This window comes from Bartonella sp. CL162QHHD (genome assembly GCF_042195435.1).
Taxonomy (GTDB): Bacteria; Pseudomonadota; Alphaproteobacteria; order Rhizobiales; family Rhizobiaceae; genus Bartonella.
Genome location: NZ_JBHIOG010000020.1, coordinates 57743 through 84736, shown reverse-complemented (window position 1 = coordinate 84736; position 26994 = coordinate 57743). Strand labels below are relative to the sequence as shown.

The following is a 26994-nucleotide window of genomic DNA, read 5'->3' as shown; positions in this document are numbered from 1 at the left end:
TTCGTTTTGCTATTCGTGAAGGTGGTCGTACTGTTGGTGCCGGTATCGTCTCTAAGATCATTGAATAAATAATGCTTGTTGAGTGCTTTAATTATTAATGCACTTTGTATAACAGGGAAATAAAGAGCATGAACAGTCAGAATATTCGCATTCGCTTGAAAGCGTTTGATCATAGAATTCTTGATACGTCGACGCGTGAGATTGTATCGACTGCTAAACGTACCGGTGCAAATGTCCGTGGTCCCATTCCGCTTCCGACGCGGATTGAGAAGTTTACGGTCAATCGTGGACCGCATATCGATAAGAAAAGTCGTGAGCAGTTTGAGATGCGAACACATAAGCGTCTTCTTGACATTGTTGATCCAACGCCGCAAACAGTGGATGCGCTTATGAAGCTCGATCTTTCTGCTGGTGTGGATGTAGAAATTAAGCTCTGAGGTTTGAGGACAGAAGGAACAGACCCGATGCGTTCAGGTGTAATAGCACAGAAGCTGGGCATGACCCGTATTTATAATGATGCTGGTGAGCATGTGCCGGTGACGGTACTTCGTTTGGAGAATTGTCAAGTCGTTGCTCAGCGTACAGTTGAAAAGAATGGTTATACTGCTGTTCAATTAGGTGTAGGCTTTGCTAAGGTTAAGAATACTTCACAAGCTCTTCGTGGACATTTTGCTAAGGCTTCTGTTGAGCCTAAAGCCAAAATAGCAGAGTTTCGTGTGAGTCCCGACAATCTTCTTGATGTTGGTACTGAGATTACAGTGGAACATTTTGTTCCAGGACAAAGAGTTGATGTGACTGGTACCAGTATTGGTAAGGGGTTTGCTGGTGTTATGAAACGACATAACTTTGGTGGGCATCGTGCTTCCCATGGTAATTCGATCACACATCGTGCTCATGGTTCTACGGGGCAGTGCCAAGATCCTGGTAAAGTTTTTAAAGGTAAAAAAATGGCCGGCCATATGGGGCAAGTGCGTGTAACAACACAGAATATTGAAGTTATTTCCACTGATAGTGAGCGTGGTTTAATTTTAGTGCGTGGTGCTGTTTCTGGTTCTAAAGGTTCTTGGATTTTGATACGGGATGCTGTGAAGAAGCGTCTTCCTGATAATGCTCCAAAGCCTGCCGGTATTCGCCGTCTTGTGAAGGAGAAAGCGGAAATGGTTACTCCGGTGACGGAAACCTCTGAAGTTGAGGGAGCCTAATAATGGATCTTGTAATTAAAACTCTTGATGGTAATGAAGCTGGCAAATTAAAGGTTTCTGAAGCTATTTTTGATCTTGTTCCGCGTGAGGATATTTTGCAACGTGTTGTTCGTTGGCAGCTTGCACGTCGTCAGCAGGGAAGTCATCAATCCCAAGGTCGTTCTGATGTGTCGCGAACAGGGGCAAAAATGTTTAAACAGAAAGGAACCGGGCGTGCTAGACATTCATCTGCACGTGCACCGCAGTTTAGAGGTGGGGGTAAGGCACATGGACCAGTGGTTCGCAGCCATGCGCATGATCTTCCTAAAAAGATTCGTGCTCTTGGGTTGCGTCTTGCTTTATCTGCAAAATTAAAAGCAAAAGATTTGATTATTGTGGATGAGTTGACTGTTAAGGATGCTAAAACGAAGATGCTTGTTTCTCATTTTTCTAAGCTTGGATTTAATAACGCTCTCTTGATTGGTGGTAAAGAGATTGATATTAACTTTTTTCGTGCAGCCTCTAATATCCCTAATATTGACATTTTGCCTATTCAGGGAATTAATGTTTATGATATTTTGCGTCGCAGCAAACTTGTTTTATCAAAAGCAGCTGTTGAGGCTCTTGAGGAGCGTTTTAAATGACAGATCTTCGCCATTATGATATAATTATTAGTCCAGTTATTACTGAAAAGGCGACTATGATTTCTGAATATAATCAAGTTGCTTTTAATGTCGCGCCGAAAGCGACGAAGCCTGAGATTAAGGCTGCTATTGAAGCGCTTTTTAGCGTAAAAGTTAAAGCAGTTAACACGATAGTCCGTAAGGGTAAAGTGAAGCGTTTCAAAGGTATAGTTGGTCGGCAGAGTGATGTCAAAAAAGCGATCGTAACTCTGGCCAGTGGTCAGACTATCGACGTTTCGACAGGTCTTTAAGAGGCTCGGAGATAGGAATAATGGCACTTAAGCAATTTAATCCAACTACACCTGGGCAGCGTCAGCTTGTTATTGTGGAACGTTCTTGTCTTTATAAGGGAAAACCTATAAAGATGTTAACTGAAGGTTTGTCTTCAAAGGGTGGACGTAATAATCGCGGTCGTGTTACTGCTCGTTTTCAGGGTGGTGGACATAAACGTAGTTATCGGTTTGTCGACTTTAAGCGTCTTAAACGTGATGTTTCAGCAAAGGTTGAGCGTTTAGAATACGATCCTAATCGTACCGCTTTTATTGCTTTAATCCGCTATGAGGATGGGCAATTGAGTTATATTCTTGCGCCACAGCGTCTTGGTGTTGGTGATTCTGTTATGGCTGGTTTAAATGTGGATGTTAAACCAGGTAATGCTATGCCTCTTGGTAATATGCCTGTAGGCACAATTATTCATAATGTTGAGATGAAGCCAGGAAAAGGAGGGCAGATTGCGCGTTCAGCAGGTGCTTATGCACAGTTGGTTGGACGAGATCATGGTATGGCTATTCTTCGTTTAAATTCTGGTGAACAGCGTTTGGTTCCGAGTAGCTGTTTTGCAACTGTTGGCGCTGTTTCAAATCCTGATCATGGGAATATTAATGATGGTAAGGCGGGTCGGTCACGTTGGCGTGGTAAACGTCCACATGTTCGTGGTGTTGCTATGAACCCCGTTGATCATCCGCACGGTGGTGGTGAAGGTCGTACATCGGGGGGGCGCCATCCAGTATCTCCTTGGGGTAAACCTACGAAAGGTAAGCGTACGCGCTCCAATAAAGCCACTGATAAATTTATTATGCGTACGCGTCATCAACGCAAGAAATGAGAAAGGTAGTCTGAAGTGGTTCGTTCAGTGTGGAAAGGTCCGTTTGTTGACGGCTATCTTCTTGGTAAAGCAGAGAAGGTACGTGCAAGTGGGCGCAATGAAGTTATAAAAATATGGAGTCGTCGCTCTACTATTTTACCGCAATTTGTTGGTTTAACTTTTGGTGTTTACAACGGTAATAAGCATATTCCTGTTTCTGTTTCTGAAGAGATGGTTGGGCATAAGTTTGGTGAGTTCGCTCCTACCCGGACTTATTATGGTCATGGTGCCGATAAAAAAGCGAAGAGGAAGTAGGAATGGGAAAAGCTAAAGTTTCGCGCCAGCTTAAAGATAATGAAGCAAGAGCTGTCACGCGGACAATTCGTGTTAGTCCGCAGAAGCTTAATTTAGTTGCTGCAATGATTCGTGGTAAAAGAGTTAATGTAGCGCTCGCTGATTTGATGTTTTCACGCAAGCGTATTGCTGCTACTGTGAAAAAAACGCTTGAATCAGCAATTGCAAATGCAGAAAATAACCACGATCTTGATATTGATTCGCTTGTTGTGGCGGAAGCTTATGTTGGTAAGTCGATAGTGATGAAGCGCTTTCATGTTCGTGGTCGAGGGCGTGCTAGTAGAATTGAACGTCCATTTTCGCATCTTACTGTTATTGTTCGTGAAGTTACCGAAAAAGTGGAGGCCGCGTAATGGGGCAGAAGATCAATCCAATAGGACTTCGTCTTGGTGTTAATCGGACTTGGGACTCTCGTTGGTATGCTGATAGTGGTGAATATGGGCGCCTTCTTCATGAAGATTTGAAAATTCGTTCATATGTGCTTGAGGAGCTTAAACAGGCGGCTATTTCTAAGGTTGTTATTGAGCGTCCTCATAAGAAGTGTCGTATTACGATTCATTCTGCACGTCCTGGTTTGATTATTGGTAAAAAGGGTGCTGATATCGAAAAGCTTCGTCGTAAGCTTTCAGAAATGACGGATGCTGAAACTTCATTGAATATTGTGGAGATTCGTAAACCGGAGATTGATGCGACAATTATTGCGCAATCAATTGCTCAACAGTTAGAGCGTCGTGTTGCTTTTCGTCGTGCAATGAAGCGTGCTGTTCAGTCTGCTATGCGTCTTGGTGCGGAAGGTATTCGTATCAATTGTTCTGGCCGTCTTGGTGGTGCTGAAATTGCTCGTATGGAATGGTATCGTGAAGGTCGTGTTCCACTTCATACCTTGCGTTCTGATGTTGATTACGGTACAGCAGAAGCTAAGACCGCTTATGGTATTTGTGGTATTAAAGTTTGGGTCTTTAAGGGTGAGATTCTTGAGCATGATCCGATGGCTTCAGAACGTCGTGCTACGGAAGCTGATCAATCTGGTTCTTCATCGAATCGTCGCCGCGAAAATGCTTAGTTTTTGAGATTGAACTAAAATTTGGAGTAGAGAACAATGTTGCAGCCAAAGCGCACAAAGTTCCGTAAACAGTTCAAGGGCCGTATTCACGGTTCTGCGAAGGGTGGTACGGATTTGAATTTCGGTGCCTACGGTTTGAAGGCTGTTGAGCCGGAGCGGGTTACTGCTCGTCAAATTGAAGCGGCGCGTCGTGCGATTACACGTTATATGAAGCGTTCTGGTCGTGTGTGGATTCGCATTTTTCCAGATCTTCCGGTTACATCTAAACCGACTGAAGTTCGTATGGGTAAAGGTAAGGGAAGTGTTGATTATTGGGCTGCACGTGTTGCTCCTGGGCGCGTCATGTTTGAGCTTGATGGAGTTCCGGAAGATGTTGCACGTGAAGCGCTAAGGTTGGGTGCTGCAAAGTTGCCTATAAAAACGCGTTTCATCCAGCGTATTGCTGAATAATGAGGTTAAGCGATGAGAGCCACAGAATTACGGGCGCAAACGCTCGACCAAATGAAAGATGAATTGGCTAAGTTAAAGAAAGAGCAATTTAATTTGCGTTTTCAAAAAGCAACAGGTCAATTAGAAAAGACTGCGCGTGTTAGACAAGTTCGTCGTGATATTGCGCGTATTAAAACTTTTCTTCGTCAAAAGATAAGTGAAACTAAGGTTTAAGGAAATAAGAGATGCCTAAACGCGTTTTGCAGGGTGTTGTTATTAGCGACAAAAGTGATAAGACTGTTGTTGTCAAAGTTGAACGCCGTTATTCTCATCCGCTTCTTAAGAAGACTGTTCGGCAGTCTAAAAATTATAAAGCGCATGACGAAAACAACCAATTCAAGATTGGGGATCAAGTTTCTATTCAAGAATCTAGACCAATTTCGAAAGATAAATGTTGGATTGTTGTAAAAGACAATGTAGCGTAATGGGTTAAGTTTATTGTTTTAGAATTTAACAGTGTTTTTATCATTGATAAATTTGAAGGCGATGAATTTATCGTTATTTGGCAGGCAAATCCGAGTGTATAAAAGGTACAATCGGGTATATGTGTTAAGAGAAGGTGGCCAGTCATGATTCAGATGCAAACAAATCTCGACGTTGCTGATAATTCTGGAGCGCGTCGTGTCATGTGCATCAAGGTGTTAGGCGGTTCAAAGCGGAAATATGCTTCGGTCGGTGACATTATTGTTGTTTCGGTTAAGGATGCAATTCCTCGTGGCCGTGTTAAAAAAGGTGATGTTATGAAAGCTGTTGTGGTTCGTACTGCTAAGGATATTCGTCGCGCAGATGGTAGTGTCATTCGTTTTGATAGTAATGCTGCGGTTTTAGTGGATAATAAAAAAGAGCCGATTGGTACTCGTATCTTTGGACCTGTTCCCCGCGAATTGCGTGGTAGGAATCATATGAAGATCATCTCGCTTGCTCCTGAAGTTCTATAAGGAGTAAATGTTATGCAGAAGATTCGAAAAGGTGATAAAGTTGTTGTTTTGTCCGGTAAGGATAAAGGATGTAGTGGTGAAGTAATTAAGGTTAGTCCAAAAGAGAATAAGGCTTTTGTTCGTGGGATTAATATGATTAAACGTCATCAACGTCAAACGCAGAAGCAAGAGGCTGGAATTATTTCTAAAGAAGCTCCGATTCATCTGTCTAATTTGGCGATTGCTGATCCTAAAGATGGTAAGCCTACACGTGTAGGCTTTCGTATGAATGCAGATGGTAATAAGGTGCGTTTTGCCAAGCGTTCGGGAGAGTTGATTAATGGCTGAGGAAAGACAAGTACCGCGTATGAAAGCGCATTATTTTGAAGTGATTCGTAAAGCGCTTCAAGAGAAGTTTAATTACAGAAATGCGATGCAAATTCCGCGGATTGATAAAGTTGTAATAAATATGGGCATAGGTGAAGCAACTGCTGATTCGAAGAAGCCTTCCCTTGCTGCTGAGGATTTAGGGCTAATAACGGGGCAGAAGGCTGTTGTTACGCGTGCGCGTAATTCTATTGCGACCTTTAAGGTTCGTGAAGGAATGCCTCTTGGGGCTAAAGTTACATTGCGTAAAGATCGTATGTTTGAGTTTTTAGATCGTCTTGTTACGATTGCTCTTCCGCGGGTTCGTGACTTTCGTGGTTTAAATCCAAAGAGTTTTGATGGTCGTGGCAATTTTGCTATGGGTATTAAAGAACACATTGTGTTTCCAGAAATCAACTATGATAAAGTTGATCAAATTTGGGGCATGGATATTATCGTTTGTACGACAGCAAAAACGGATGATGAGGCTCGTGAATTATTGCGTGCTTTTAATTTTCCTTTTCGTTCGTAACGGCAAACATAGTGAGGTGAGATTATGGCCAAAGTAAGTGCCGTTGAAAAAAATAAGCGTCGTGAGGTGATGGTAAAGCGTTATGCTGCCCGTCGTGCACGTTTGAAAGCAATAGTTATGGATCAGAAGGTTTCTCTTGAAGAACGTTTTAAAGCTTCTGTTCAGTTGGCAGAGTTACCGCGTAATTCTTCGAAAGTTCGTATTCGTAATCGCTGTGAGGTTTCAGGTCGTCCGCGGGCTTATTATCGTAAATTAAAAATGTCGCGAATTGCGTTGCGTGAGCTTGGCTCTATTGGCTATATTCCTGGTATTGTAAAATCTAGTTGGTAAGAGGAGATTATTTAATGTCTATGTCAGATCCTCTTGGTGATATGTTAACACGTATTCGTAATGCACTTGGTCGTAAAAAAGGTAAAGTAGTTACTCCAGCTTCGAAGCTTCGTGCGCACGTTCTTGATGTTCTTCAGTCGGAAGGTTATATTCGCGGATATAGTCAAATTGATTTAGGTGATGGGAAAGCTGAGATTGAAATCGAATTGAAGTATTTTGAAGGGCTGGCTGCTATTCGTGAGATTGCACGTGTATCAAAGCCAGGGCGTCGTGTGTATGTTTCTGCTAAGTCACTTCCACAGGTGGCTAATGGCCTTGGTATTTCGATTTTATCGACTCCTAAAGGCGTCATGGCAGATCATGAGGCGCGTGAACAGAATGTTGGTGGAGAACTCCTTTGTCGTGTTTTCTAAGTTATGTCAAGAAAACGGAAGAAAAAGTAGGTTAGAACAATGTCTCGTATTGGAAAGAAACCCATTTCAATTCCTTCTGGAGTTACTGCTACTGTTGAAGGTCAGCTGGTTAAGGCAAAAGGTCCAAAAGGTGAGTTGAGTTACGTCGTCAATGATGAAGTCTTAGTCAAACTTGAGGAAAATATCATATCAGTTATGCCGCGGGATCAGTCAAAAGATGCGCGTTCTAAATGGGGAATGTCGCGCTCAATGATTGAGAACATTTTTTGTGGTGTGAAAGATGGTTTTGAAAAGAGGTTGGAGATTAATGGGGTTGGTTATCGTGCTGCTTTGCAGGGTAAGGATGTTCAACTATCTCTGGGCTTTTCGCATGATGTGGTTTATAAAGTTCCGTCGGGTGTTACTGTGACTGTTCCTAAGCCAACAGAAATTGTTGTTTCTGGAATTGATAAACAGCAAGTTGGACAAGTTGCAGCGGAGATTCGGGAGTATCGTAGGCCTGAACCTTATAAAGGTAAGGGTGTTAAGCATGCAGATGAACGTATCTTCCGTAAAGAAGGTAAAAAGAAATAAGGATTTTGTATTATGGTTTCATCTAAGGACATTATCCAACGTCGTGCAAGGCGTGTTCGTCGTAGAATTAAAATGGTTTCTCATGATCGTCCTCGGCTTAGTGTTTATCGTTCAAATCAGAACATTTATGCTCAAGTTATCGATGATTTGCGGGGATGTACACTTGTTTCAGCCTCTACTCTTGAAAGTGATTTAAAAAAGTCGTTAAAGAGTGGTGCTGATAAAAAGGCAGCTTTTGCTGTTGGTAAGTTAATTGCTGAGCGTGCGAAGAAAGCGGGTGTTAATGAGGTGGTTTTTGATCGTGGAGCGTATGTGTACCATGGTCGCGTCAAAGCTTTAGCTGAGGCTGCTCGTGAAGGTGGTTTGAATTTCTAAAATTTCTTATTTATGAATGAGTAAGGAGAGTTTAGAGTTTTTCGTTTAAGTTCTTCCAGTTTGGTGAGGGACTTTGTTATCGTGCTTCCGGAAAAGAAAAAGGAATGAGGAATGGCACAAAAAGAACGTGGTGATAGAGAAGAACGCGATAATGAATTTGTCGATAGGCTCGTTCATATCAATCGTGTTGCTAAAGTTGTAAAAGGTGGTCGGCGTTTTGGTTTTGCTGCTCTTGTTGTCGTTGGAGATCAAAAAGGACGTGTGGGTTTTGGACATGGTAAAGCCCGCGAAGTTCCCGAAGCCGTTCGTAAAGCAACGGAATCTGCAAAGCGTGGGATGATTTATGTTCCACTTCGGTCTGGGCGTACATTGCATCATGATCTTGAAGGTCGTCACGGAGCTGGGCGTGTTTTGCTACGTTCGGCTTCTGCTGGTACTGGTATTATTGCTGGGGGACCGATGCGTGCTATTTTTGAAGCTCTTGGTATGCAGGATGTCGTTGCAAAATCGCTAGGATCGTCGAATCCTTATAACATGGTTCGTGCAACATTTGATGCATTGAAACATCAAATGCATCCTAGAGATATTGCTGCTCAACGTGGTATAAAATATTCGACTTTGCAGGCGCGTCGTCGCCATTTAGTTGACCTAGAAGGGTAGTTTCTGAGATTATCAGAAAAGGAATTAGGAAATGGTTCAGAAAAAATCTCAGAGTAATAAAACTGTGACGGTGGAGCAAATTGGAAGCCCTATTCGAAACTCACAGATTCAGCGTGCAACCTTAAAGGGGCTTGGACTAAATAAAATGCGTCGTCGGCGCGTTTTAGATGATACACTTTGTGTGCGGGGTATGATTGCTCGGGTTCGGCATCTTGTTCGCGTTATAGATGAAGGTTAAGGGTTGCGGGAGTATTATATATGAAACTCAATGAACTGCGTGATTGCGAAGGCGCAATAAAAAATCGTAAGCGTGTTGGGCGTGGCATTGGTTCCGGTATGGGTAAGACTGGTGGTCGTGGTGTAAAAGGGCAAAAGTCACGTTCTGGTGTTTCCCTTAATGGTTTTGAAGGTGGGCAAATGCCTATCTATCGTCGTTTGCCAAAACGTGGATTTAGAAATTTCTTTGCCAAAACCTACAATGAAGTTTCACTAGGACGTATTCAGTTGGCAGTTGATGCGGGTAAGTTGAATATTGAAAAGCCTGTTGATATGATTGCTTTGAAAGAGTCTGGTATTATTCGTCGTGGAAAAGATGGGGTTCGTCTTCTTTCTGATGGTGATTTGAAGGCTAAGATTACCTTTCATGTTTCTGGTGCTTCACAAGCTGCTCGTGTTAAGATTGAAAAAGTGGGTGGTCAGGTCATTTTTCCTGATATTGCTCGATAATTTTTTTAATATGAATAGAGACCTAAAGAAGAATTATATTTGTTTTGTGGGATCTTTTGTGGAGACTTGTTTAAGTTCTGCATTTATTTGTGTATGCGTATGTGAATTTTAGGATTATACTTCTGTGATTTAAAGAACTGGAGTGTAAAGTGGAGACGTTTTATGGCATCAGCAGCAGAGCAATTTGCTTCCAATATAAACTTCGGTACCTTTTCGCGTGCAACTGAATTAAAGAAACGCATCTGGTTTACTCTGTTGGCGCTTCTTGTATATCGTTTTGGCACTTACATCTCTCTTCCAGGTATCAATATCGATGCTTTGCGGCAAACATTTGAACATCACGCGTCTGGTGTATTAGGACTCTTTAATATGTTTGCTGGAGGTGCCGTTGGGCGTATGGCTATTTTTGCGCTGGGTATCATGCCTTATATATCGGCATCTATTATTGTGCAATTGTTAACATCTATTATTCCTTCTTTGGAGACTCTTAAAAAAGAAGGGGATTTAGGTCGTAAGATTATCAATCAATATACGCGTTATGTAACAGTCGTATTGGCAATTCTACAAGCTTTTGGTATTGCGGTTGCGCTTGAAAGCGGTATAGGGTCGGGGCTTCAAATTGTTTTAGAACCAGGTCTTATGTTTCGTTTTTCTTCTGTTATTACACTTGTTGGCGGAACGATGTTTCTTATGTGGCTTGGCGAGCAAATTACGTCACGTGGTGTTGGTAATGGGGTTTCTCTTATCATTTTTACAGGGATTGTAGCCAACTTTCCTTCTACTTTTGCTCAGCTTTTGACAGCTCATAGTCAGGCTGATTTATCAACTTTTCTTTTAATAGGAATCGTTCTTATTGCTGTTTTGGTTATTGGGCTTATTGTTTTTATAGAGCGTGCACAACGGCGAATTCTTATCCAATATCCGAAACGTCAGGTCGGTAATCAAATGTTTCAAGGAGATATGTCGCATCTTCCTTTAAAGTTGAATACTGCTGGTGTTATTCCACCTATTTTTGCTTCATCTTTATTATTATTGCCTGCCACTATTAATAATTTTTCTGATAAAATGCCGCAATGGGTTCAGGAGATTTCTTATGCTCTTGGTCATGGACAGCCACTTTATATGATTGTTTATGCATTTTTAATGGCGTTTTTTTGCTTTTTTTATACAGCTATTGTGTTTAATCCAAGTGATACTGCAGATCAGTTGAAAAAGCATTCTGGTTTTATTCCAGGGATTCGTCCAGGTGAGCGTACAGCCGAATATATTGATTACGTTTTGACGCGTATTACTGTTGTGGGCGCTGTTTATATTATCTTGGTTTGTTTGTTACCTGAATTTATGATATCTGCATTACAGGTTCCTTTTTATCTTGGGGGAACATCCTTGTTGATTGTTGTTACTGTTACACTTGATACGGTTGCTCAAATTCAGGGGCATCTTGTTGCCCACCAATATGAAGGGTTGATAAAAAAATCAAAACTTCGTGGAGGTAGAAGGAATCGATGAGAGTTATTCTTTTAGGTCCTCCTGGAGCGGGAAAAGGTACGCAAGCAAAAATGTTGACTGAGGAATATAACATTCCTCATTTATCAACAGGGGATATGTTGCGTGAGGTGATTGCCAAAGAAACGGAGATTGGTAAAAAAGCTAAAGCTATTATAAGTTCTGGTGCTTTGGTTCCTGATAGTATTGTTAACCAAATCGTATCAGATCGGATTGATGAAGCCGATTGTGTAAACGGTTTTGTTTTGGATGGATATCCGCGAACTGTGGGGCAGGCGGAAGCGTTGCAACAGATACTGGATTCAAAAAATACGCGGCTTAATGCTGTTATTGAGTTGTGTGTTGATGAAGACGTGTTGATTGAACGTATGAAGAAGCGTGTTGAGGAAACAATAGCGGCTGGTGGACAGGTTCGTTTAGATGACAATCCTGTTGCTTTTGCAAAAAGATTAGTGGAATATCGTGAAAAAACTGCTCCCTTATCAAAGTTTTATTCAGAGAGGGGAATGTTGAAAGTTGTTGATGGAATGATTGGTGTTGCTGAAGTGACACGTATGATTAGAAGTTTTCTTTCATGAGATTTTTTTTAGAAATAAATGAAAAGAGTTGACTTTTGAGATGAAATCTATCAGAAGTAAATTTAATTTATTTTAGTGAAATAAGAGGATTCGGAAGAATTTTTTTCTGAGTCTATTTTTTTCTGTAAGGTATATCAGGTATTTTATAACAATTTGTCAAAATAACTAAGGAGAGTAGGCGTGGCTCGTATTGCTGGCGTCAATATCCCGACAAATAAGCGTGTAATTATTGCGCTTCAATATATCCACGGGATTGGACCAAAATTTGCTCAAGAAATTATTGAAAGAGTTGGCATTCCTTTGGGGCGTCGTGTGCATGAGCTTTCAGATGCTGAGGTGCTGCAGATTCGTGAGGCTATAGATCAGGGCTATCAAGTTGAAGGTGATCTTCGTCGTGAGGTTGCTATGAATGTTAAGCGTTTGATGGACCTTGGTTGTTATCGAGGATTGCGTCATCGCCGGTCTTTGCCTGTCCGAGGACAGCGTACACATACGAATGCCCGTACGCGTAAAGGTCCGGCTAAGGCAATTGCTGGTAAGAAGAAATAAGGGCCTTTGTGGAAGTTTTTTATATATTCTTTTTTCTTGTTTGATTTGTTTGACAAGGAAAAAAAGGTGGAGCTGCTGATGTTACGGCAGTGATGAGATCGTTGAAAGGGAAATTATGGCCAAGGAAGCCACACGTGTTCGTCGTCGCGAACGTAAGAATATTTCATCGGGTGTTGTGCATATTAATTCAACATTTAATAACACAATGATTACTATTACTGATGCTCAGGGTAATGCAATTGCTTGGTCATCTGCTGGGGCTCAGGGGTTTAAAGGTGCGCGTAAATCGACACCTTTTGCTGCTCAAGTTGCTGCGGAGGATTGTGCAAGAAAAGCGCAAGAGCATGGTATGCGTTCTTTGGAAGTCGAAGTTTGTGGGCCTGGATCAGGGCGTGAATCTGCTCTACGTGCATTGCAATCTGTTGGTTTTGTCATTACTTCTATTCGCGATGTAACACCAATTCCTCATAATGGATGTCGTCCACGGAAAAGGCGGCGTGTTTAATTGGGTGTTGTTTTTTGTTGTCGGAGATTTCTCTGATGTTCACATTGGTCGTTACGATTGAATGGTAACGGAACTAAAGAACGGGAATAAAAATATGATCCAGAAAAACTGGCAGGAACTTATTAAACCCAATAAGGTTGAATCATGTGCACATGATAATCCAAATATTATAAGTGTGATTGCTGAGCCTCTTGAGCGTGGTTTTGGTTTAACCTTAGGAAATGCGCTTCGTCGCGTGTTGTTATCTTCGCTTCGTGGTGCTGCTATTACTGCTGTGCAGATTGACGGTGTCTTGCATGAATTTTCATCGATTCCAGGTGTGCGTGAGGATGTTACGGATATTATTCTGAATATAAAAGAAATTGCGCTTCGTATGGAAGAAGAAGGGCCTAAACGTGTCGTCGTTTATAAAGAGGGGCCTGGTGTCGTGAAAGCGGGAGATATCAGTACAGTCGGGGATATGGAAATTCTAAATCCAGATCATGTTATTTGTACTCTTGATGAAGATGCTGAGATTCGTATGGAATTTATTGTCAACACAGGAAAGGGTTATGTTCCATCTGATCGTAATTGTGTTGATGATGCACGTATAGGGCTTATTCCAATTGATAGTCTTTATTCACCAATTCGTAAAGTTTCTTATAAAGTGGAAAATACGCGTGAAGGTCAAGTTTTGGATTATGATAAATTGACCTTAACGATTGAAACGAATGGTGCTGTTAATGGAGAGGATGCTGTTGCTTTTGCAGCACGCATTCTTCAGGATCAATTATCGTTATTTATTAACTTTGAAGAGCCACAGAAGGAGCCTATTGAAGAGGTTGATTCTGAGCTTTCTTTTAATCCTGCACTTCTCAAAAAAGTGGATGAATTAGAACTTTCAGTTCGTTCGGCAAATTGTCTTAAGAATGATAATATTGTCTATATTGGTGATCTGATTCAAAAAACAGAATCTGAAATGCTTCGGACACCGAATTTTGGTCGCAAATCGTTGAATGAGATTAAAGAAGTTTTGGCGTGTATGGGTTTACATCTTGGAATGGAAATTCCTGCGTGGCCGCCTGAGAACATTGATGATCTTGCAAAACGTTATGAAGATCAATATTAAAATTAGAATTTAAGGAGAGGGCTTATGCGCCATAGTAAGTCAGGACGCAAGTTGAATCGTACTGCCAGTCACCGTAAAGCGATGTTTGCAAATATGGCAACTTCGTTGATCGAGCATGAGCAGATTGTGACAACGCTTCCAAAGGCTAAAGAAATTCGTCCTATTGTTGAAAAACTCGTTACTCTTGGTAAGCGTGGTGGTTTGCATGCGCGTCGGCAAGCAATTGCAGCACTTCGTGATGCGGGAAAGGTTGCAAAATTATTTGATACGCTTGCGCCACGTTATGCATCACGCAACGGTGGGTATTTGCGTATTATGAAAGCGGGGTTTCGTACCGGTGATAATGCACCCATGGCTGTTATAGAGTTTGTTGATCGTGATGTTGAAGCGAAGGGTGCTGGGGATCGTGCTCGCATGGAGGCTTCTGAGAATGAAAAGGGAACATCTTCGTAGAGTTTTTTTTATTCTGTTGGATTTTTAAAGGCCGCCTTGTTTTGGGCGGTTTTTTTGTGAGTATTTTTAAGTTTATTTTAGTTGAGAAATAGGTGCAGAGAGAAAATTATAGAGTATTGAATTATCTTATTTTTATAATATTTATTGTTCGAATAGGTTGTTTTTATTCTCTATTATGAAATATTAATAGAGATCCTTAATTTGCGGGGATGCGTTTTTTTATTCTATTAATCTTCAACAGAATGTGCTGATTTTATAAGGAGTGGATTATGAGGTATTCTTTTTGGGTGCGGATTTTTTTTGCAATTATGATGCAGATATCATTTGATCATGTATATGCTCATGTTCCTCAAACACAAACAGAAATCACTCTTTCATTTTCTCCTTTAGTTAAAAAGACAGTTCCATCTGTTGTAAATATTTATGCAGCTCGACAAATTAGAGCACGATCACCTTTTGAAGGCGATCCATTTTTTGAGCAATTTTTTGGTCGTTTTCAAAATAAATTTCCTGTTCGTAAGCAATCGTCATTAGGATCAGGGGTGATTGTTGATGCACGTGGTTTGATTGTTACAAATTACCACGTCATTAAAGATGCAAGCGAAATTAAAGTGGCTTTTTCTGATGGGCGGGAGTTTGAGAGTAAGGTTGTGCTCAAAGATGAAGCGACTGATATTGCAATTCTTGAAGTTGAGGAAAAAGATGCTCAATTTCCTGTTCTTTCTTTGGGAAATTCTGATGCTGTTGAAGTTGGTGATCTTGTTCTGGCTATTGGTAATCCTTTTGGTGTTGGTCAAACAGTTACAAGTGGTATTGTTTCAGCGCAAGCGCGTACACGTGTTGGGATTTCTGATTTTGACTTTTTTATTCAAACAGACGCAGCCATTAATCCAGGGAATTCTGGTGGCGCTTTAATTGATATGAAAGGTCAGTTAATCGGAATTAATACGGCTATTTATTCGCGTTCCGGTGGTTCGGTAGGGATTGGTTTTGCTATTCCAGTTAATCTTGTAAAAGTAATGCTTAATACTGTTAAACGCGGTGGAAAATATTTTGTGCCGCCTTATATTGGGGCTTCTTTTCAAAATGTTACACCTGATATTGCTGGTGGTTTAGGTTTAGAACGTCCCTATGGTGCTCTGATTATTGAAGTTATCAAAGATAGTCCTGCTGAAAAAGCTGGATTGAAAGTAGGTGATGTTATTTTGAGTGTGCAGGGGGTACGCGTTGACAGTCCAGATAGTCTTGGTTATCGTTTGATGACAGCTGACGTTGAGCATAGTCTTGCCTTGGAATATTTACGAAGTGGAAAAACTTTAAAAACACAAATAACAGTTTCATCAATATCAGAAACTGCATTTTTAAAATCTGAAAAAATTACGGGTGACAGTCCTCTTGCTGGTGCTGAGGTGTTAGATTTAACACCGCAAAATAGTCGACGTTTTCATCTTCCTATATCTGCAAAAGGGGTTGTGATTACCAATCTTGAGGAAATGAGCAATGCAGCTGGAATTTTTCAGTCAGGAGATATTCTACGTGTTGTAAATGGCCATAAAATTCAAACAGTTCATCAGTTAAAAAAGGTTCTTATGCAAGGTCGCTCAAATATGTGGCAATTGGAATATGAACGTGATGGTATGTATATTCGCCAATTTATTCGTTGAGGTTTTTTTTGAAGAAAGATTTTTTTACTTCGTCGTTTGATTTTCAAGTTAATAAAAATCAGCCACTTGCAGAAAGAATGCGCCCTTGTTCTCTCAATGATGTTGTGGGACAAAAGCATTTGATTGGAGAGGATGGTTTGCTTTCACGTATGGCGGCAACTGGCTCAATTGGATCGATGATTTTTTGGGGACCTCCAGGGACGGGAAAAACGACCGTTGCACGTTTGTTAGCCCTTGAAACAAATTTCGCGTTTGAACAGGTTTCTGCTATTTTTACAGGAGTTTCTGAACTTAAAAAGATTTTTGAAGTTGCGCAGAGGCGTTTTATATCTGGGGATAAAACACTTCTCTTTGTTGATGAAATTCATCGGTTTAATCGTGCTCAGCAGGATAGTTTTCTTTCTGTGATGGAAGAGGGTACTGTGGTACTTATAGGTGCAACAACCGAAAATCCTTCTTTTGAACTGAATGCTGCCCTTCTTTCGCGTGCACGTGTTTTAACATTTCTTTCTCATGATCATGAAAGTTTGGACATGCTTTTGAAGCGTGCTGAAGAAGTGGAGGGAAAAATTCTTCCCTTGGATAATGATGCCAGAGACGTTTTGATAGAGATGTCTGATGGTGATGCGCGGGTAGCGTTAACATTGGCAGAGGAAGTTTGGTCTATTGCTCCATTGGGAGAGATTCTTGATGTTGTTGCTTTGCAAAAAGTTATTCAGCGTCGTGCGCCCATTTATGATAAAGGACGAGATGGGCATTATAATCTCATTTCAGCGTTGCATAAATCCGTTCGTGGATCTGATCCTGATGCTGCGCTTTATTATTTGGCACGTATGTTGGATGCTGGTGAAGATCCTCTCTATATTGGGCGAAGATTGGTTCGTATGGCTGTTGAAGATATTGGTTTGGCGGATCCTCAAGCTCTTGTCATTTGTAATGCAGCAAAAGATGCCTATGATTATTTAGGATCACCAGAAGGAGAGTTGGCTTTGGCGCAAGCATGTCTTTATGTTGCAACTGCGCCAAAGTCAAATGCAGCATATCTCGCGTATAAAGCAGCACTGCGTTGTGCGCGCAAAAATGGCTCTTTATCACCTCCTAAGCATATTCTTAATGCTCCTACGAAATTTATGAAGGAAGAAGGGTATGGAAGTGGTTATTGTTATGACCATGATGAACCAGACGCTTTTTCAGGACAAGAATATTTTCCCGAAAAACTTGGGCGTCAGAGTTATTATAAACCAGTTGAGCGTGGTTTTGAGCGTGAAATTGTGAAACGTCTTGAGTGGTGGCAACAGTTGCGCAAAAAACGTAAAGATCAAAATAAAATTTGAGTTGAAATACGTTTTTTATTGATCTCTTATGTTATTGTATGAGAAATTTAGCTTATATTTTAAACATTTATTGCATTGCTTGTAGAGATTTTTTTTGATATCTTCGAAAGTACATAGTTTTTCAAATTTAAATATATCATTCAACTTTTAAGCTGCTTTATTTTTTTTGGTTTTATTAAATAATATATTGACTTATAATAATAGACTGTTTCGTAAGTTGAATGAAAGTTTCAAATACCGTAAATTTCTCTCATCTCAAGTCTGTTATTTGTTGAATCAATCAAATCATTTACTTGCATGTTACAAGCAGGATTACCGTGTGATAAAAACTGTACAAGAAAGGACTAAAAATCCTTCTTATGAATTGTCTCAAGTGCCGAGAACTGTTGCAACATTGGGGGATGATAAATAGTGTGATGGGTGCCGGCTTTCTCCTTCCATAGAGTAAAGATGGTGGCGCCTAAAGGGTTTTGTAGTATACCACATTCATAGGTGTTGTCACAAAACGAGCTTAGAAGTTTTGAGAGATGTTTCTTAAATCAAGTGTATGAATATGCAACACAATGGCGTTTTGTTCTTCGATGCAATAGGGTATGAGGTTGATTGATGATGCGTTTTTTTGTGATCAATAGCAGGAGAATTCTTAGTCTCTCAAGTATTTAATCAAAGGGATAAGCAGAAGGGCTGTAGAACATTGTGTTTAAAATTAAATTGTTCCTTTTCTAGAGAGATATAAATATGTTAACTATGCTCCCATAGAGATATTACTTTATTAGAGTTTATTATGTGTCATAAGATAAGCAATGCCAATTCTTTATTGTGATGGTCATGAATGTTTATGGGCATAATGTGGAGATAGGAATGGAAATAGTCTGTGAAAATCTAAACTCAAGCCTTTAGTTAAATTAAAAGTACAGTGTACACTAAATTTTTAGGTTATTATGAATTCGGTCAAGGATATAATCGTGGATAAAACAAAAGCTCTCGATGCTGCTCTCTCACAAATTGAACGTTCTTTTGGTAAAGGCTCGATTATGCGTCTTGGGCAAAAAGAGCAGGTTGTTGAAATTGAAACAATTCCAACAGGGTCGTTATCCTTGGATATTGCTTTAGGGATTGGTGGATTACCGAAGGGGCGTATTGTTGAGATTTATGGACCAGAAAGTTCTGGGAAAACAACATTGGCTCTCCATGCTATTGCTGAGGCACAGAAAGGTGGTGGGATTTGTGCTTTTATTGATGCAGAGCATGCGCTTGATCCTATTTATGCGCGTAAGCTTGGTGTTGATTTAGAAAACTTGTTCATTTCTCAGCCAGATACCGGTGAACAGGCATTGGAAATTACAGAAACGTTGGTTCGTTCTGGTGCAGTTGATGTGCTTGTTGTGGATTCTGTCGCAGCTTTAACTCCGCGAGCAGAAATTGACGGTGAAATGGGTGATGCTTTGCCCGGATTGCAAGCTCGGTTAATGAGTAAAGCGTTACGAAAATTAACCGCAGCAATTTTTCGCTCTAACTGTATGGTTGTTTTTATTAATCAAATTCGCATGAAAATTGGTGTGATGTTTGGTTCTCCTGAAACGACAACGGGTGGAAACGCTTTAAAGTTTTATGCTTCTGTTCGTTTAGATATTCGTCGCATTGGATCCATTAAAGATAGGGATTCAATCGTTGGTAATCAGACGCGCGTTAAAGTGGTGAAAAATAAATTGGCACCTCCATTTAAGCAGGTTGAGTTTGATATTATTTATGGTGAAGGTATTTCCAAAGTAGGTGAATTGATTGATTTGGGTGTCAAGGTTGGTGTTGTGGAAAAATCTGGTGCATGGTTTTCTTATAATTCTCAGCGTTTAGGACAGGGGCGTGAGAATGCAAAGCAGTTTTTACGTGAACATGTGGAAATAGCTACAGAGATTGAAGCAGCTTTGCGCCAAAATGCTGGTTTGATTGCGATTGAACTGTTAGAAAATGCAGGGTCAGAAAATATAGAAAGTGATGAAGCCATTTGATGGAGTGTTTTTTTCGTCTATAATTTTTTCCCTTTCAGATTTTTCTGTTTTTTTGTTTGAGTTTTTAAATACGCAGTCATTTTTTTCTCAATTTTTTAAAACAAATATTCCATTTTTGATTAAATTGACTCCATGCGTGGCGAAGAGAATTTAATGAGGGGGATTTTTCTTTTATGGTTTTGTGCTGTATTGAGCAGGTGTCAACATGAATAGTGTTAATAATATTCGGTCAATATTTTTGGATTATTTTCATCGTAATGGGCATAAAGTTCTTTCTTCTAGTCCGCTTGTTCCGCGGAATGATCCTACACTTATGTTTACAAATGCAGGAATGGTGCAGTTTAAAAATGTTTTTACTGGACTTGAACAACCTTCTTATACGCAGGCAACAACGGCACAAAAATGTGTTCGTGCGGGTGGAAAGCATAATGATCTTGATAATGTTGGATATACGGCGCGCCATCATACATTTTTTGAAATGCTGGGTAATTTTTCTTTCGGTGATTATTTCAAAGAAGAAGCCATTTTTTTATCATGGAATCTTTTAACAAAGGAATTTTGCCTGCCAAAAGATAAATTGTTGGTGACAGTTTATCAGAGTGATGATGTTGCTGCTGAACTGTGGCGTAAAATTTCAGGTCTTCCAGATGAAAAAATTGTCCGTATTGCGACAGCTGATAATTTTTGGTCGATGGGAGAAACAGGCCCTTGTGGGCCTTGTTCGGAGATTTTTTATGATCATGGTGATGAAATCTGGGGCGGTCCTCCTGGAAGTATGGAAGAAGATGGTGATCGCTTTATTGAGATTTGGAATCTTGTTTTTATGCAGTATGAGCAAGTTTCCAAGGAAAAACGTGTTAACTTACCTCACCCTTCTATTGATACAGGCATGGGATTAGAGCGTATTGCTGCTGTTTTACAGGGCGTTCATGATAATTATGACATTGATCTTTTTCGTGCATTAATTGCTGCATCAGAAGAAATTACAGGGATTGAGGCAAAGGGTGATTTTATTGCCAGCCATCGTGTCATTGCTGATCATCTTCGCTCATCGGCATTTTTGATTGCTGATGGTGTGCTTCCTTCTAATGAAGGAAGAGGATATGTTTTACGTCGTATTATGCGTCGTGCTATGCGTCATGCGCATCTTCTTGGTGCTAAAGAGCCCTTAATGTGGCGACTTTTGCCTGCTTTAAATCGCGAAATGGGACAAGCTTATCCTGAGTTGGTGCGTGCTGAATCTTTGATTTCAGAAACTTTAAGGTTAGAAGAAATACGTTTTCGTAAAACGCTTGAACGAGGACTTGGTTTGTTGAACGAAGCAAGTACCGATCTTAAAGAAGGAGACTATTTGAATGGTGAAGTTGCTTTCAAACTTTATGATACCTATGGTTTTCCGCTTGATTTGACGCAAGATGTTCTTCGTCGTCGCGGAATATCTGTTGACGTTGGTGCTTTTGATAAAGCGATGGAACGCCAAAAAGAGGAAGCACGTGCCAATTGGTCTGGTTCTGGAGAAGCTGTAACAGAGAAAATCTGGTTTTCTGTTCGTGATCAAGTGGGGGCCACAGAGTTTTTAGGTTATGAAACTGAGACAGCGAAAGGTATTCTTACAGCTCTTGTATGTGATGGTAAAATTGTTGATCATATTTCTTCAGATCAGAAAGCTATGCTTGTTGTTAATCAGACACCTTTTTATGGTGAATCTGGTGGGCAAATTGGTGATACCGGTATCATTTCTGGTGAAAATTTTATTTTTAAGGTGCATGATACCCAAAGAAAGGGTGATGGTGTTTTTATCCATATTGGGGAGATGAAATCTGGTCAGGCATCGAGGTCTGATTGTGTAGAATTAACGGTTGATATTGTTCGTCGTAAGAAAATTCGCGCGAATCACTCTGCTACTCATTTGTTACACGAAGCTTTACGCCAAACATTGGGGGACCATGTTACACAAAAGGGCTCTCTTGTATCGCCAGATCGGTTGCGTTTTGATTTTTCACATCCAAAATCCGTTTCACCAGAAGAGTTGAAAAAAATAGAAGATTTAGCCAATGAGATTATTTTGCAAAATAGTAAAGTAATAACGCGCCTCATGGCTGTAGATGATGCAATTTCTGAAGGTGCCATGGCATTGTTTGGTGAAAAATATGGTGATGAAGTTCGCGTTGTTTCTATGGGGGAGCCATTTGAAAAGGGAGGATTTAAAAAGCGTTGGTCAATTGAGCTTTGTGGAGGTACACATGTGGAGCGAACAGGTGATATCGGTTTGATTCATATTGTTTCTGAAAGTTCTGTTTCAGCTGGAGTGCGGCGTATTGAAGCTTTAACAGGCAAAGAAGCACGTCTTTATCTTAGCCGCCAAGATGAACGTATTCATGAAATTGCTGATCTTTTAAAAACTTCTTCTGCTGGTGTGGAAGAACGGGTGCGAATTTTGCTTGATGATCGTCGTAAACTTGAAAAAGAATTGAATGATGTACGCAAGAAAATGATGTTGAGTGGTGGAATAACAGAAAGGAGCCAAGGTGATATTATCATCATCAATGGGTTTTCTTTTACCGGACGCGTTGTTAAAAATATTTTACCACGGGATCTTAAGGCGCTCGTCGATTCTGAGAAAAAACAAATCGGATCTGGAGTGGTTGCATTTATTAGTGTCTCGGAGGATGGAAAAGGGAGTGCTGTTGTCGGCGTTACGGATGATTTAACGGATAAGTTAAATGCTGTAGATCTCGTTCGTATTCTTTCAGAGATGCTTGGTGGTAAAGGTGGAGGTGGCCGTCCTGATATGGCGCAGGCTGGTGGTCCTGAGGGGAACAAAGCTGATGAGGCATTTGCGGCACTAAAAGATTTTCTTGAAAAAAATTAAAGAATGAAATCATTCTGCATAGGTATTTTTTACATTGTTATATTGGGTTGGCATCTATGTATCATGAATATCTGTCTGGTGTATTTCTGAAATGCAGATACAGCGTAATTGGGGAAAAATACAATTGTAAAGATAAAAACAGTGTTTGTCTTTATAACGTCCAAGCGTTTCAGGAGTCACCTTTTTAAGATAAGATAGATTATTCAGCACTTCATGCTTTGCTGTGTATTCTTTTACTAGGAAGACTAGTTATTGTGTTGCTCTTATAGATTTTTTAAAGAAACCTCTCTTTTTATGAAAGGAAAAATCAAGATTTATTGCATACGATTCTCCTTATAAAGTTATAAGCTGTCATTATTCGATTAGTTTTCAAATGAATAAAATCTCTTTCCTTGAAAAGGCTTATAAAAGAGTTGTTATATCTTAGAGCTATTGTTTTCATTTTGCTTGTTATGTACACAGTTTTTTGGTTTATTATTAAAAGGTTTTGAAAAGAATATTCTCCTATCTTTATAAATCTTTATTTAAAGTTATAAAGTAATGAATTATCAATATAAATCAAAGGAATATCACATAAATCTAAAGATTTAGATTAATATTTAATTTATTTATGATAAAATTGCTTTAATACATTGAGTTATAATGATAATTTATCGTTTTATCTTTTGAATAAGAGCTACGAATATTCGTAGGATTTTATTATTTCAAATTCTGGGTATGTTAAATTAATCAAAACCACTCACGAATGTCGTTGTGAAATGGGCTTAAGAGCATTGAAAAATGTTTCTTAAAAAAGTCATATGAATGTGCAAAACAATGATGTTCTGTTCTTTATGAGAGGACTATAAAGAACGTGATAAACAAAAGTGCAAAGCAATACATAATATTCATTATTTAAAAGATGTTTCTTTAGTTCGTTTTGAAATTCGTAAAGCTGAGTAAAAAGAAGACGATAAAACTGGAAATTGTTTTTACCTTTACATTTTCCCTAAATGAGAATGTATACTCGTCAATATGCACAGATATAGGAAAATATTTTTGTTCTAATCTAGTAAAATTGCAATAGCAGAGAAAATACTAAACTGTTTTAATATTTTTCTTAAATACCTAAAATGAATTGTGGCATTTTTAGAAATCTTTTTACTTGTATCATATATAAGAACTCTTGTTATCTTGAGGAGGATTTTTTTGCTTGAAAAAGAGTATCAATTTTATGATGCTATGGCTTCATGTAAGGGGATAACATTTTCTCCTTCTCTTTCTGGTGGTTTGATTGTTAAACCACTTGCCTTTAAAAAATTAGAGAAACGTCCCCCTTTATCGATCAATTCTTGAAAGTTTCCTTTTTCCATTAAGTGACCATGATCCAGAAAGAGTATCACATCAGCATTGCGTACTGTTGAGAGGCGATGTGCTATAATAAAAGTAGTGCGGTTATGGCTTATGCAATCGAGAGCATCTTTGACACGTGCTTCTGTTTCAACATCAAGAGCGCTTGTTGCTTCATCTAGAATGAGAATAGGGGAATTTTTTAAAACAGCGCGTGCAATTGCTAGTCGCTGTTTTTCTCCACCGGATAATTGAGATCCTCGTTCGCCCACCATTGTGTTATAACAATCAGCTTTTTTTAGAATAAAATCGTGAGCTTCTGCTATTTTTGCTGCTTCATAAAGTTCTTCATTTGTTGCGCTCGCTTTTCCTATTGAAATATTGTCATGAATAGTACGGTTGAAAAGACCCGAGTCTTGAAATACTGTTGCTAGAGATTTGCGTAAAGATTCGCGATTGATTGAGCATATATTTATTCCATCAATGGAGATATGCCCAAGGGTAGGGTCGTATACGCGCTGCAACAGATTGATCAATGTTGTTTTTCCAGCCCCTGTTGGCCCTACAATTGCAACAGTTTGTCCTGCTTTAACCTCAAAGGAAATATCAAAAACACCTTGAGAAGAATTGGGGAATTTATAGGTCACGTGATGAAATTGTATGGCGCCTTTAACATTTTTGAGGGAAGGAAGATTTTGCGGTTCGTTGATATGAAAGGTTGAGTCTTCCATTTCAAAAAATTCTTGCAGTTTTGCTTGTGAGGATATTGCACAATTAATAAAATTGCTCATTTGGTCTAGGCGGCTAATCATGAGTTGTGCAAATCCAACAAAAGCAACGACTTCACCTACTCGTAATTGATCTTTTGCAACAAAAAAAGCTCCAAGGAGAAGAACACAAACGATTGAAATTGTTGAAGCCATTCGATTTAAGCCACTGGCGAGCGCCCACCAATTGAGAACAGGATTTTGTGCTTTAAGCAGAGCATTTGTATGTTGATGCAGTATAGAAGCTTCTTCTTTTATTCGGTTATAACTTTGTACAATGGAAACATTAGAGATTGAATCACTGACATGTTTAAAAAGGTTGTGGTGGTAGCATTCCACAGCGGCTTGTCCGTCTTTTGTTTTTCGCATCACTAAACGTGCAATTAATACGTAGGTGATGGCAAGCACAACCAAGACTATTGAAAGACGCCAATTCATATTAAACGCTATGGGGATGAGAACCAATAAGGCGACAAGCGTTGAGAGGTGTTGGCGCATAAAATCAAGCCATATGGTTGACATGGAATCTATTGCGCGCAAAAGTGTATGGAGTGCGTTGGAAGTTCCACGTTGTTGATGCCAAATTAAAGGCATGGCAATGATACGTTCGAAAGATTCCGTTAAAACCGTTAAGCGGCGTCTATGGGCTAAGCGGTCAGCACCGCGAGCAACAAGGATATAAGCAATAATATGTGAAAGTCCAAAACAAACCCAGATGGTAAGAGTAGGAATGATAGCTGATTTTTCTGAAATAGAATCAATAACACGTCCGAATAAAATAGGTTCTGCAATAGTGATAATAGCTAACATAACATTAGCGGTACAGATTAAAAGGGATGCATTTTTTTCTCTATTTAGGTAAGTGAGAACACGTGCATAGGTTTTGAATAAGGACACGGTTAATTATCTCCATTCGCTATTAAGCGTAAAGGCTGTTGATTTTTACAACGCTTAGTTTTTAGCTAATAAAATTTGGATGTTAAGAAAAGGCAATTTTGGATACTAACTGTAATATGGTGTGATAAAACCAACTAAAATATGAATTTTTGTGTTTATAAAGGCGCAAAAATAGATCAATAAAATTATCAGGTAAGGGAATTTTCATGGCAGGCATAGAAATAAAAAAAGTTGAGGCAGATGAAAATGGAATGCGCTTAGATCGCTGGTTTAAAGTGCATTATCCAGGACTTGGTTTTGGAGCTTTGCAAAAATTGTTGCGTTCTGGTCAGATACGGGTTGATGGTGGACGTGTTAAAGCCGATACGCGTCTTTGTATAGGACAGGCTGTTCGTATTCCACCTCTCCCTATTAATGACAAGGAAAATCTTTCAATAACGGATAAAACACTTCGTGGGCAGGATGATGGGACCGTTTTGAAAAAAATGCTGCTTTATGAAGATCCAAAGGTATTTGTTTTTAATAAACCAGCTGGATTGGCTGTACAAGGAGGCTCTGGTTTAACACGTCATATGGATAGTATGCTTGAGGTATGGCGCAATAAAAAAGGTGAAAAGCCGCGTTTGGTTCATCGTCTTGATCGTGAGACGTCGGGGGTGCTTATTGTTGCACGATCAAGGGGAGCTGCTCAGTCCTTAACAGCTGCTTTTAGAGCGCGAGAAACAAAAAAGACTTATTGGGCGTTGGTTCGTGGCGTGCCTAAAAAAAAGCAGGACAAAATTTCAACGTGGATGGTTAAGGAAATGACTGCACAAGGTGACAAAATGCGTGTTTGTGAACATGGGGAGCCAGATTCACATCATGCGGTTTCCTACTATCGCGTTTTAGATACACGAGGGCGGGCTCTTTCGTGGCTTGAAATGGAACCCTATACAGGGAGAACACATCAGCTTCGTGTGCATGCTGCCCATATGGATCATCCTATCATTGGCGATACAAAGTATTTTTTTTCTGATAGTAATTGGACATTACCAGGAGGAATTCAAAATCGTCTTCATCTTCATGCACGTCGTATTCGTATTCCTCATCCTTCAGGAGGAATATTGGACATTGTTGCACCTTTACCACCTCATATGGTTCAAAGTTTTAATCTTTTGTCTTTTAATGAGAGTGATGCTGAAACCGACTAAACAAACTTCATTTGTTTTTTTTGATTGATATAAAATTTTGTCTATAAATTTGATAAGATGAATAGGGCATCATTTGAAGGAAGTTTTTGATAAGTCAATCGCTATGAGAAAATTATGTTTTTGAGTGATGAAATTTTCGAATATCATGGCTTTCTTTCTACAGCTCTTTATCCATATTGATTGTATTGTTATTTTTTGGATATGGTGTATCGTTTAATAATCTGAGTTTATGAAGCTGCTCCTTTGAATTATCTATAGAGGTCATATTGGGAAGGCGTGTCTGTTGAGGGAGATGAGTTAGATAAAATCTGAAAGATATTTACTAAAATAGAGAAAGCGATTTTAGTTTTTTTATGGGGAATAATGGAGGCGTTTTATAGTAATGCTGAGGAAAAGTAACCTCTCAAAAAAATCCTGTTGTCAAGGAAGTTTGTTTTGTTATAAATGTGGTTTGATATGCTTATAGTATAGATTTATGCTTTGTATC

General features: G+C 39.6%; 33 protein-coding genes and 1 pseudogene. 33 read left to right on the top strand and 1 reads right to left on the bottom strand.

The window, feature by feature from the left end:
* From ACFILD_RS02395 to alaS, 32 genes and pseudogenes are all read left to right on the top strand, one after another.
* Positions 1 to 68: pseudogene (locus ACFILD_RS02395) on the top strand (elongation factor Tu); the annotation flags it as partial.
* A 60-nt stretch (positions 69 to 128) separates the two neighbouring features.
* Entirely contained in the window at positions 129 to 437 is a 309-nt protein-coding gene (rpsJ, locus tag ACFILD_RS02390) for a 30S ribosomal protein S10 (protein ID WP_005773267.1), read from the top strand.
* 27 nt (positions 438 to 464) lie between these two features.
* Complete coding sequence (rplC, locus tag ACFILD_RS02385; protein WP_273791404.1) at positions 465 to 1202, top strand: 50S ribosomal protein L3; 738 nt, start codon at positions 465 to 467, stop codon at positions 1200 to 1202.
* Positions 1203 to 1204: 2 nt separating this feature from the next.
* Positions 1205 to 1825, top strand: coding sequence for a 50S ribosomal protein L4 (gene rplD, locus ACFILD_RS02380; protein WP_273791405.1), 621 nt, complete (start codon positions 1205 to 1207; stop codon positions 1823 to 1825).
* On the top strand, positions 1822 to 2115 hold the full coding sequence (locus ACFILD_RS02375) for a 50S ribosomal protein L23 (protein ID WP_273723987.1): 294 nt from the start codon (positions 1822 to 1824) through the stop codon (positions 2113 to 2115). Before rplD ends, ACFILD_RS02375 begins: the two co-directional genes overlap by 4 nt.
* A 20-nt stretch (positions 2116 to 2135) precedes the next feature.
* Positions 2136 to 2969, top strand: a complete 834-nt coding sequence (gene rplB, locus ACFILD_RS02370; RefSeq protein ID WP_273791406.1) for a 50S ribosomal protein L2 — start codon at positions 2136 to 2138, stop codon at positions 2967 to 2969.
* 15 nt (positions 2970 to 2984) lie between these two features.
* Complete coding sequence (gene rpsS / locus ACFILD_RS02365; RefSeq protein ID WP_004855734.1) at positions 2985 to 3263, top strand: 30S ribosomal protein S19; 279 nt, start codon at positions 2985 to 2987, stop codon at positions 3261 to 3263.
* A gap of 2 nt (positions 3264 to 3265) precedes the next feature.
* The gene (rplV, locus tag ACFILD_RS02360; RefSeq protein WP_273791407.1) at positions 3266 to 3655 is read left to right on the top strand and encodes a 50S ribosomal protein L22; all 390 of its coding nucleotides are present in this window, start codon (positions 3266 to 3268) and stop codon (positions 3653 to 3655) included.
* Positions 3655 to 4365, top strand: coding sequence for a 30S ribosomal protein S3 (gene rpsC, locus ACFILD_RS02355; protein ID WP_273791408.1), 711 nt, complete (start codon positions 3655 to 3657; stop codon positions 4363 to 4365). The genes rplV and rpsC overlap by 1 nt, the downstream gene beginning before the upstream one ends.
* A gap of 36 nt (positions 4366 to 4401) precedes the next feature.
* Positions 4402 to 4815 (top strand): 50S ribosomal protein L16, encoded by a 414-nt coding sequence (rplP, locus tag ACFILD_RS02350; RefSeq protein WP_273791409.1) that lies wholly within the window; start codon positions 4402 to 4404, stop codon positions 4813 to 4815.
* A gap of 12 nt (positions 4816 to 4827) precedes the next feature.
* Entirely contained in the window at positions 4828 to 5028 is a 201-nt protein-coding gene (rpmC, locus tag ACFILD_RS02345; protein WP_273791410.1) for a 50S ribosomal protein L29, read from the top strand.
* Positions 5029 to 5039: 11 nt separating this feature from the next.
* Positions 5040 to 5279, top strand: coding sequence for a 30S ribosomal protein S17 (gene rpsQ / locus ACFILD_RS02340; protein ID WP_012231991.1), 240 nt, complete (start codon positions 5040 to 5042; stop codon positions 5277 to 5279).
* Between the two features lie 144 nt (positions 5280 to 5423).
* Positions 5424 to 5792, top strand: a complete 369-nt coding sequence (rplN, locus tag ACFILD_RS02335; protein WP_004855715.1) for a 50S ribosomal protein L14 — start codon at positions 5424 to 5426, stop codon at positions 5790 to 5792.
* Positions 5793 to 5804: 12 nt separating this feature from the next.
* The gene (rplX, locus tag ACFILD_RS02330; RefSeq protein ID WP_015856579.1) at positions 5805 to 6119 is read left to right on the top strand and encodes a 50S ribosomal protein L24; all 315 of its coding nucleotides are present in this window, start codon (positions 5805 to 5807) and stop codon (positions 6117 to 6119) included.
* On the top strand, positions 6112 to 6669 hold the full coding sequence (gene rplE, locus ACFILD_RS02325) for a 50S ribosomal protein L5 (protein WP_273791411.1): 558 nt from the start codon (positions 6112 to 6114) through the stop codon (positions 6667 to 6669). Before rplX ends, rplE begins: the two co-directional genes overlap by 8 nt.
* A gap of 24 nt (positions 6670 to 6693) precedes the next feature.
* The gene (gene rpsN / locus ACFILD_RS02320) at positions 6694 to 6999 is read left to right on the top strand and encodes a 30S ribosomal protein S14 (RefSeq protein ID WP_273791412.1); all 306 of its coding nucleotides are present in this window, start codon (positions 6694 to 6696) and stop codon (positions 6997 to 6999) included.
* A gap of 14 nt (positions 7000 to 7013) precedes the next feature.
* On the top strand, positions 7014 to 7412 hold the full coding sequence (gene rpsH, locus ACFILD_RS02315) for a 30S ribosomal protein S8 (protein WP_375657861.1): 399 nt from the start codon (positions 7014 to 7016) through the stop codon (positions 7410 to 7412).
* A 39-nt stretch (positions 7413 to 7451) separates the two neighbouring features.
* A complete protein-coding gene (gene rplF, locus ACFILD_RS02310; RefSeq protein WP_273791413.1) occupies positions 7452 to 7985 on the top strand; it encodes a 50S ribosomal protein L6 in 534 nt (177 codons plus the stop codon).
* A gap of 12 nt (positions 7986 to 7997) precedes the next feature.
* Positions 7998 to 8360, top strand: coding sequence for a 50S ribosomal protein L18 (gene rplR / locus ACFILD_RS02305; RefSeq protein WP_273791414.1), 363 nt, complete (start codon positions 7998 to 8000; stop codon positions 8358 to 8360).
* 111 nt (positions 8361 to 8471) lie between these two features.
* Positions 8472 to 9020, top strand: coding sequence for a 30S ribosomal protein S5 (gene rpsE, locus ACFILD_RS02300; protein WP_273791415.1), 549 nt, complete (start codon positions 8472 to 8474; stop codon positions 9018 to 9020).
* A gap of 31 nt (positions 9021 to 9051) precedes the next feature.
* Complete coding sequence (gene rpmD / locus ACFILD_RS02295; RefSeq protein WP_375631283.1) at positions 9052 to 9258, top strand: 50S ribosomal protein L30; 207 nt, start codon at positions 9052 to 9054, stop codon at positions 9256 to 9258.
* Positions 9259 to 9278: 20 nt separating this feature from the next.
* On the top strand, positions 9279 to 9746 hold the full coding sequence (rplO, locus tag ACFILD_RS02290; RefSeq protein WP_375664709.1) for a 50S ribosomal protein L15: 468 nt from the start codon (positions 9279 to 9281) through the stop codon (positions 9744 to 9746).
* Between the two features lie 162 nt (positions 9747 to 9908).
* Positions 9909 to 11255 carry a preprotein translocase subunit SecY gene (gene secY / locus ACFILD_RS02285; protein ID WP_273791418.1) on the top strand — a complete coding sequence of 449 codons (1347 nt, stop codon included), beginning with the start codon at positions 9909 to 9911 and terminating at the stop codon, positions 11253 to 11255.
* The gene (locus tag ACFILD_RS02280) at positions 11252 to 11830 is read left to right on the top strand and encodes an adenylate kinase (protein WP_375631284.1); all 579 of its coding nucleotides are present in this window, start codon (positions 11252 to 11254) and stop codon (positions 11828 to 11830) included. The genes secY and ACFILD_RS02280 overlap by 4 nt, the downstream gene beginning before the upstream one ends.
* 180 nt (positions 11831 to 12010) lie before the next feature.
* Positions 12011 to 12379 carry a 30S ribosomal protein S13 gene (gene rpsM, locus ACFILD_RS02275; protein ID WP_026500557.1) on the top strand — a complete coding sequence of 123 codons (369 nt, stop codon included), beginning with the start codon at positions 12011 to 12013 and terminating at the stop codon, positions 12377 to 12379.
* A 115-nt stretch (positions 12380 to 12494) separates the two neighbouring features.
* Positions 12495 to 12884 carry a 30S ribosomal protein S11 gene (rpsK, locus tag ACFILD_RS02270; protein WP_007347762.1) on the top strand — a complete coding sequence of 130 codons (390 nt, stop codon included), beginning with the start codon at positions 12495 to 12497 and terminating at the stop codon, positions 12882 to 12884.
* Positions 12885 to 12978: 94 nt separating this feature from the next.
* Positions 12979 to 13992, top strand: a complete 1014-nt coding sequence (locus tag ACFILD_RS02265; RefSeq protein WP_273791420.1) for a DNA-directed RNA polymerase subunit alpha — start codon at positions 12979 to 12981, stop codon at positions 13990 to 13992.
* Positions 13993 to 14016: 24 nt separating this feature from the next.
* Positions 14017 to 14445 (top strand): 50S ribosomal protein L17, encoded by a 429-nt coding sequence (gene rplQ, locus ACFILD_RS02260; protein ID WP_273791421.1) that lies wholly within the window; start codon positions 14017 to 14019, stop codon positions 14443 to 14445.
* Positions 14446 to 14714: 269 nt separating this feature from the next.
* Complete coding sequence (locus ACFILD_RS02255) at positions 14715 to 16109, top strand: DegQ family serine endoprotease (protein WP_273791422.1); 1395 nt, start codon at positions 14715 to 14717, stop codon at positions 16107 to 16109.
* A gap of 8 nt (positions 16110 to 16117) precedes the next feature.
* Positions 16118 to 17443 (top strand): replication-associated recombination protein A, encoded by a 1326-nt coding sequence (locus ACFILD_RS02250; RefSeq protein WP_375654493.1) that lies wholly within the window; start codon positions 16118 to 16120, stop codon positions 17441 to 17443.
* 965 nt (positions 17444 to 18408) lie between these two features.
* Positions 18409 to 19452 (top strand): recombinase RecA, encoded by a 1044-nt coding sequence (gene recA / locus ACFILD_RS02245; RefSeq protein ID WP_273791424.1) that lies wholly within the window; start codon positions 18409 to 18411, stop codon positions 19450 to 19452.
* Positions 19453 to 19657: 205 nt separating this feature from the next.
* Positions 19658 to 22324 (top strand): alanine--tRNA ligase, encoded by a 2667-nt coding sequence (gene alaS / locus ACFILD_RS02240; protein WP_375663236.1) that lies wholly within the window; start codon positions 19658 to 19660, stop codon positions 22322 to 22324.
* 1211 nt (positions 22325 to 23535) lie between these two features.
* Here alaS and ACFILD_RS02235 read toward each other — a convergent pair.
* Entirely contained in the window at positions 23536 to 25317 is a 1782-nt protein-coding gene (locus ACFILD_RS02235) for a glucan ABC transporter ATP-binding protein/ permease (protein ID WP_375664708.1), read from the bottom strand.
* 206 nt (positions 25318 to 25523) lie between these two features.
* Here ACFILD_RS02235 and ACFILD_RS02230 point away from each other — a divergent pair, with 206 nt between their 5' ends.
* A complete protein-coding gene (locus tag ACFILD_RS02230; RefSeq protein ID WP_375660069.1) occupies positions 25524 to 26507 on the top strand; it encodes an RluA family pseudouridine synthase in 984 nt (327 codons plus the stop codon).
* Positions 26508 to 26994 lie beyond the last annotated feature (487 nt).

What these genes read in the sequence shown, in the direction of transcription:
- rpsH (WP_375657861.1), top strand. Translation starts at nt 7,014, where the DNA reads ATGTCTATGTCAGATCCTCTTGGTGATATGTTAACACGTATTCGTAAT.
- ACFILD_RS02230 (WP_375660069.1), top strand. Translation starts at nt 25,524, where the DNA reads ATGGCAGGCATAGAAATAAAAAAAGTTGAGGCAGATGAAAATGGAATG.
- rplX (WP_015856579.1), top strand. Translation starts at nt 5,805, where the DNA reads ATGCAGAAGATTCGAAAAGGTGATAAAGTTGTTGTTTTGTCCGGTAAG.
- rpsQ (WP_012231991.1), top strand. Translation starts at nt 5,040, where the DNA reads ATGCCTAAACGCGTTTTGCAGGGTGTTGTTATTAGCGACAAAAGTGAT.
- rplE (WP_273791411.1), top strand. Translation starts at nt 6,112, where the DNA reads ATGGCTGAGGAAAGACAAGTACCGCGTATGAAAGCGCATTATTTTGAA.
- alaS (WP_375663236.1), top strand. Translation starts at nt 19,658, where the DNA reads ATGAATAGTGTTAATAATATTCGGTCAATATTTTTGGATTATTTTCAT.
- rplN (WP_004855715.1), top strand. Translation starts at nt 5,424, where the DNA reads ATGATTCAGATGCAAACAAATCTCGACGTTGCTGATAATTCTGGAGCG.
- ACFILD_RS02280 (WP_375631284.1), top strand. Translation starts at nt 11,252, where the DNA reads ATGAGAGTTATTCTTTTAGGTCCTCCTGGAGCGGGAAAAGGTACGCAA.
- rplD (WP_273791405.1), top strand. Translation starts at nt 1,205, where the DNA reads ATGGATCTTGTAATTAAAACTCTTGATGGTAATGAAGCTGGCAAATTA.
- rplQ (WP_273791421.1), top strand. Translation starts at nt 14,017, where the DNA reads ATGCGCCATAGTAAGTCAGGACGCAAGTTGAATCGTACTGCCAGTCAC.
- ACFILD_RS02375 (WP_273723987.1), top strand. Translation starts at nt 1,822, where the DNA reads ATGACAGATCTTCGCCATTATGATATAATTATTAGTCCAGTTATTACT.
- rpsE (WP_273791415.1), top strand. Translation starts at nt 8,472, where the DNA reads ATGGCACAAAAAGAACGTGGTGATAGAGAAGAACGCGATAATGAATTT.
- rplO (WP_375664709.1), top strand. Translation starts at nt 9,279, where the DNA reads ATGAAACTCAATGAACTGCGTGATTGCGAAGGCGCAATAAAAAATCGT.
- rpsK (WP_007347762.1), top strand. Translation starts at nt 12,495, where the DNA reads ATGGCCAAGGAAGCCACACGTGTTCGTCGTCGCGAACGTAAGAATATT.
- rplB (WP_273791406.1), top strand. Translation starts at nt 2,136, where the DNA reads ATGGCACTTAAGCAATTTAATCCAACTACACCTGGGCAGCGTCAGCTT.
- secY (WP_273791418.1), top strand. Translation starts at nt 9,909, where the DNA reads ATGGCATCAGCAGCAGAGCAATTTGCTTCCAATATAAACTTCGGTACC.
- ACFILD_RS02265 (WP_273791420.1), top strand. Translation starts at nt 12,979, where the DNA reads ATGATCCAGAAAAACTGGCAGGAACTTATTAAACCCAATAAGGTTGAA.
- rplC (WP_273791404.1), top strand. Translation starts at nt 465, where the DNA reads ATGCGTTCAGGTGTAATAGCACAGAAGCTGGGCATGACCCGTATTTAT.
- ACFILD_RS02255 (WP_273791422.1), top strand. Translation starts at nt 14,715, where the DNA reads ATGAGGTATTCTTTTTGGGTGCGGATTTTTTTTGCAATTATGATGCAG.
- rplR (WP_273791414.1), top strand. Translation starts at nt 7,998, where the DNA reads ATGGTTTCATCTAAGGACATTATCCAACGTCGTGCAAGGCGTGTTCGT.
- rplV (WP_273791407.1), top strand. Translation starts at nt 3,266, where the DNA reads ATGGGAAAAGCTAAAGTTTCGCGCCAGCTTAAAGATAATGAAGCAAGA.
- rplF (WP_273791413.1), top strand. Translation starts at nt 7,452, where the DNA reads ATGTCTCGTATTGGAAAGAAACCCATTTCAATTCCTTCTGGAGTTACT.
- rpsJ (WP_005773267.1), top strand. Translation starts at nt 129, where the DNA reads ATGAACAGTCAGAATATTCGCATTCGCTTGAAAGCGTTTGATCATAGA.
- rpsN (WP_273791412.1), top strand. Translation starts at nt 6,694, where the DNA reads ATGGCCAAAGTAAGTGCCGTTGAAAAAAATAAGCGTCGTGAGGTGATG.
- rpmD (WP_375631283.1), top strand. Translation starts at nt 9,052, where the DNA reads ATGGTTCAGAAAAAATCTCAGAGTAATAAAACTGTGACGGTGGAGCAA.
- rpmC (WP_273791410.1), top strand. Translation starts at nt 4,828, where the DNA reads ATGAGAGCCACAGAATTACGGGCGCAAACGCTCGACCAAATGAAAGAT.
- rpsC (WP_273791408.1), top strand. Translation starts at nt 3,655, where the DNA reads ATGGGGCAGAAGATCAATCCAATAGGACTTCGTCTTGGTGTTAATCGG.
- rplP (WP_273791409.1), top strand. Translation starts at nt 4,402, where the DNA reads ATGTTGCAGCCAAAGCGCACAAAGTTCCGTAAACAGTTCAAGGGCCGT.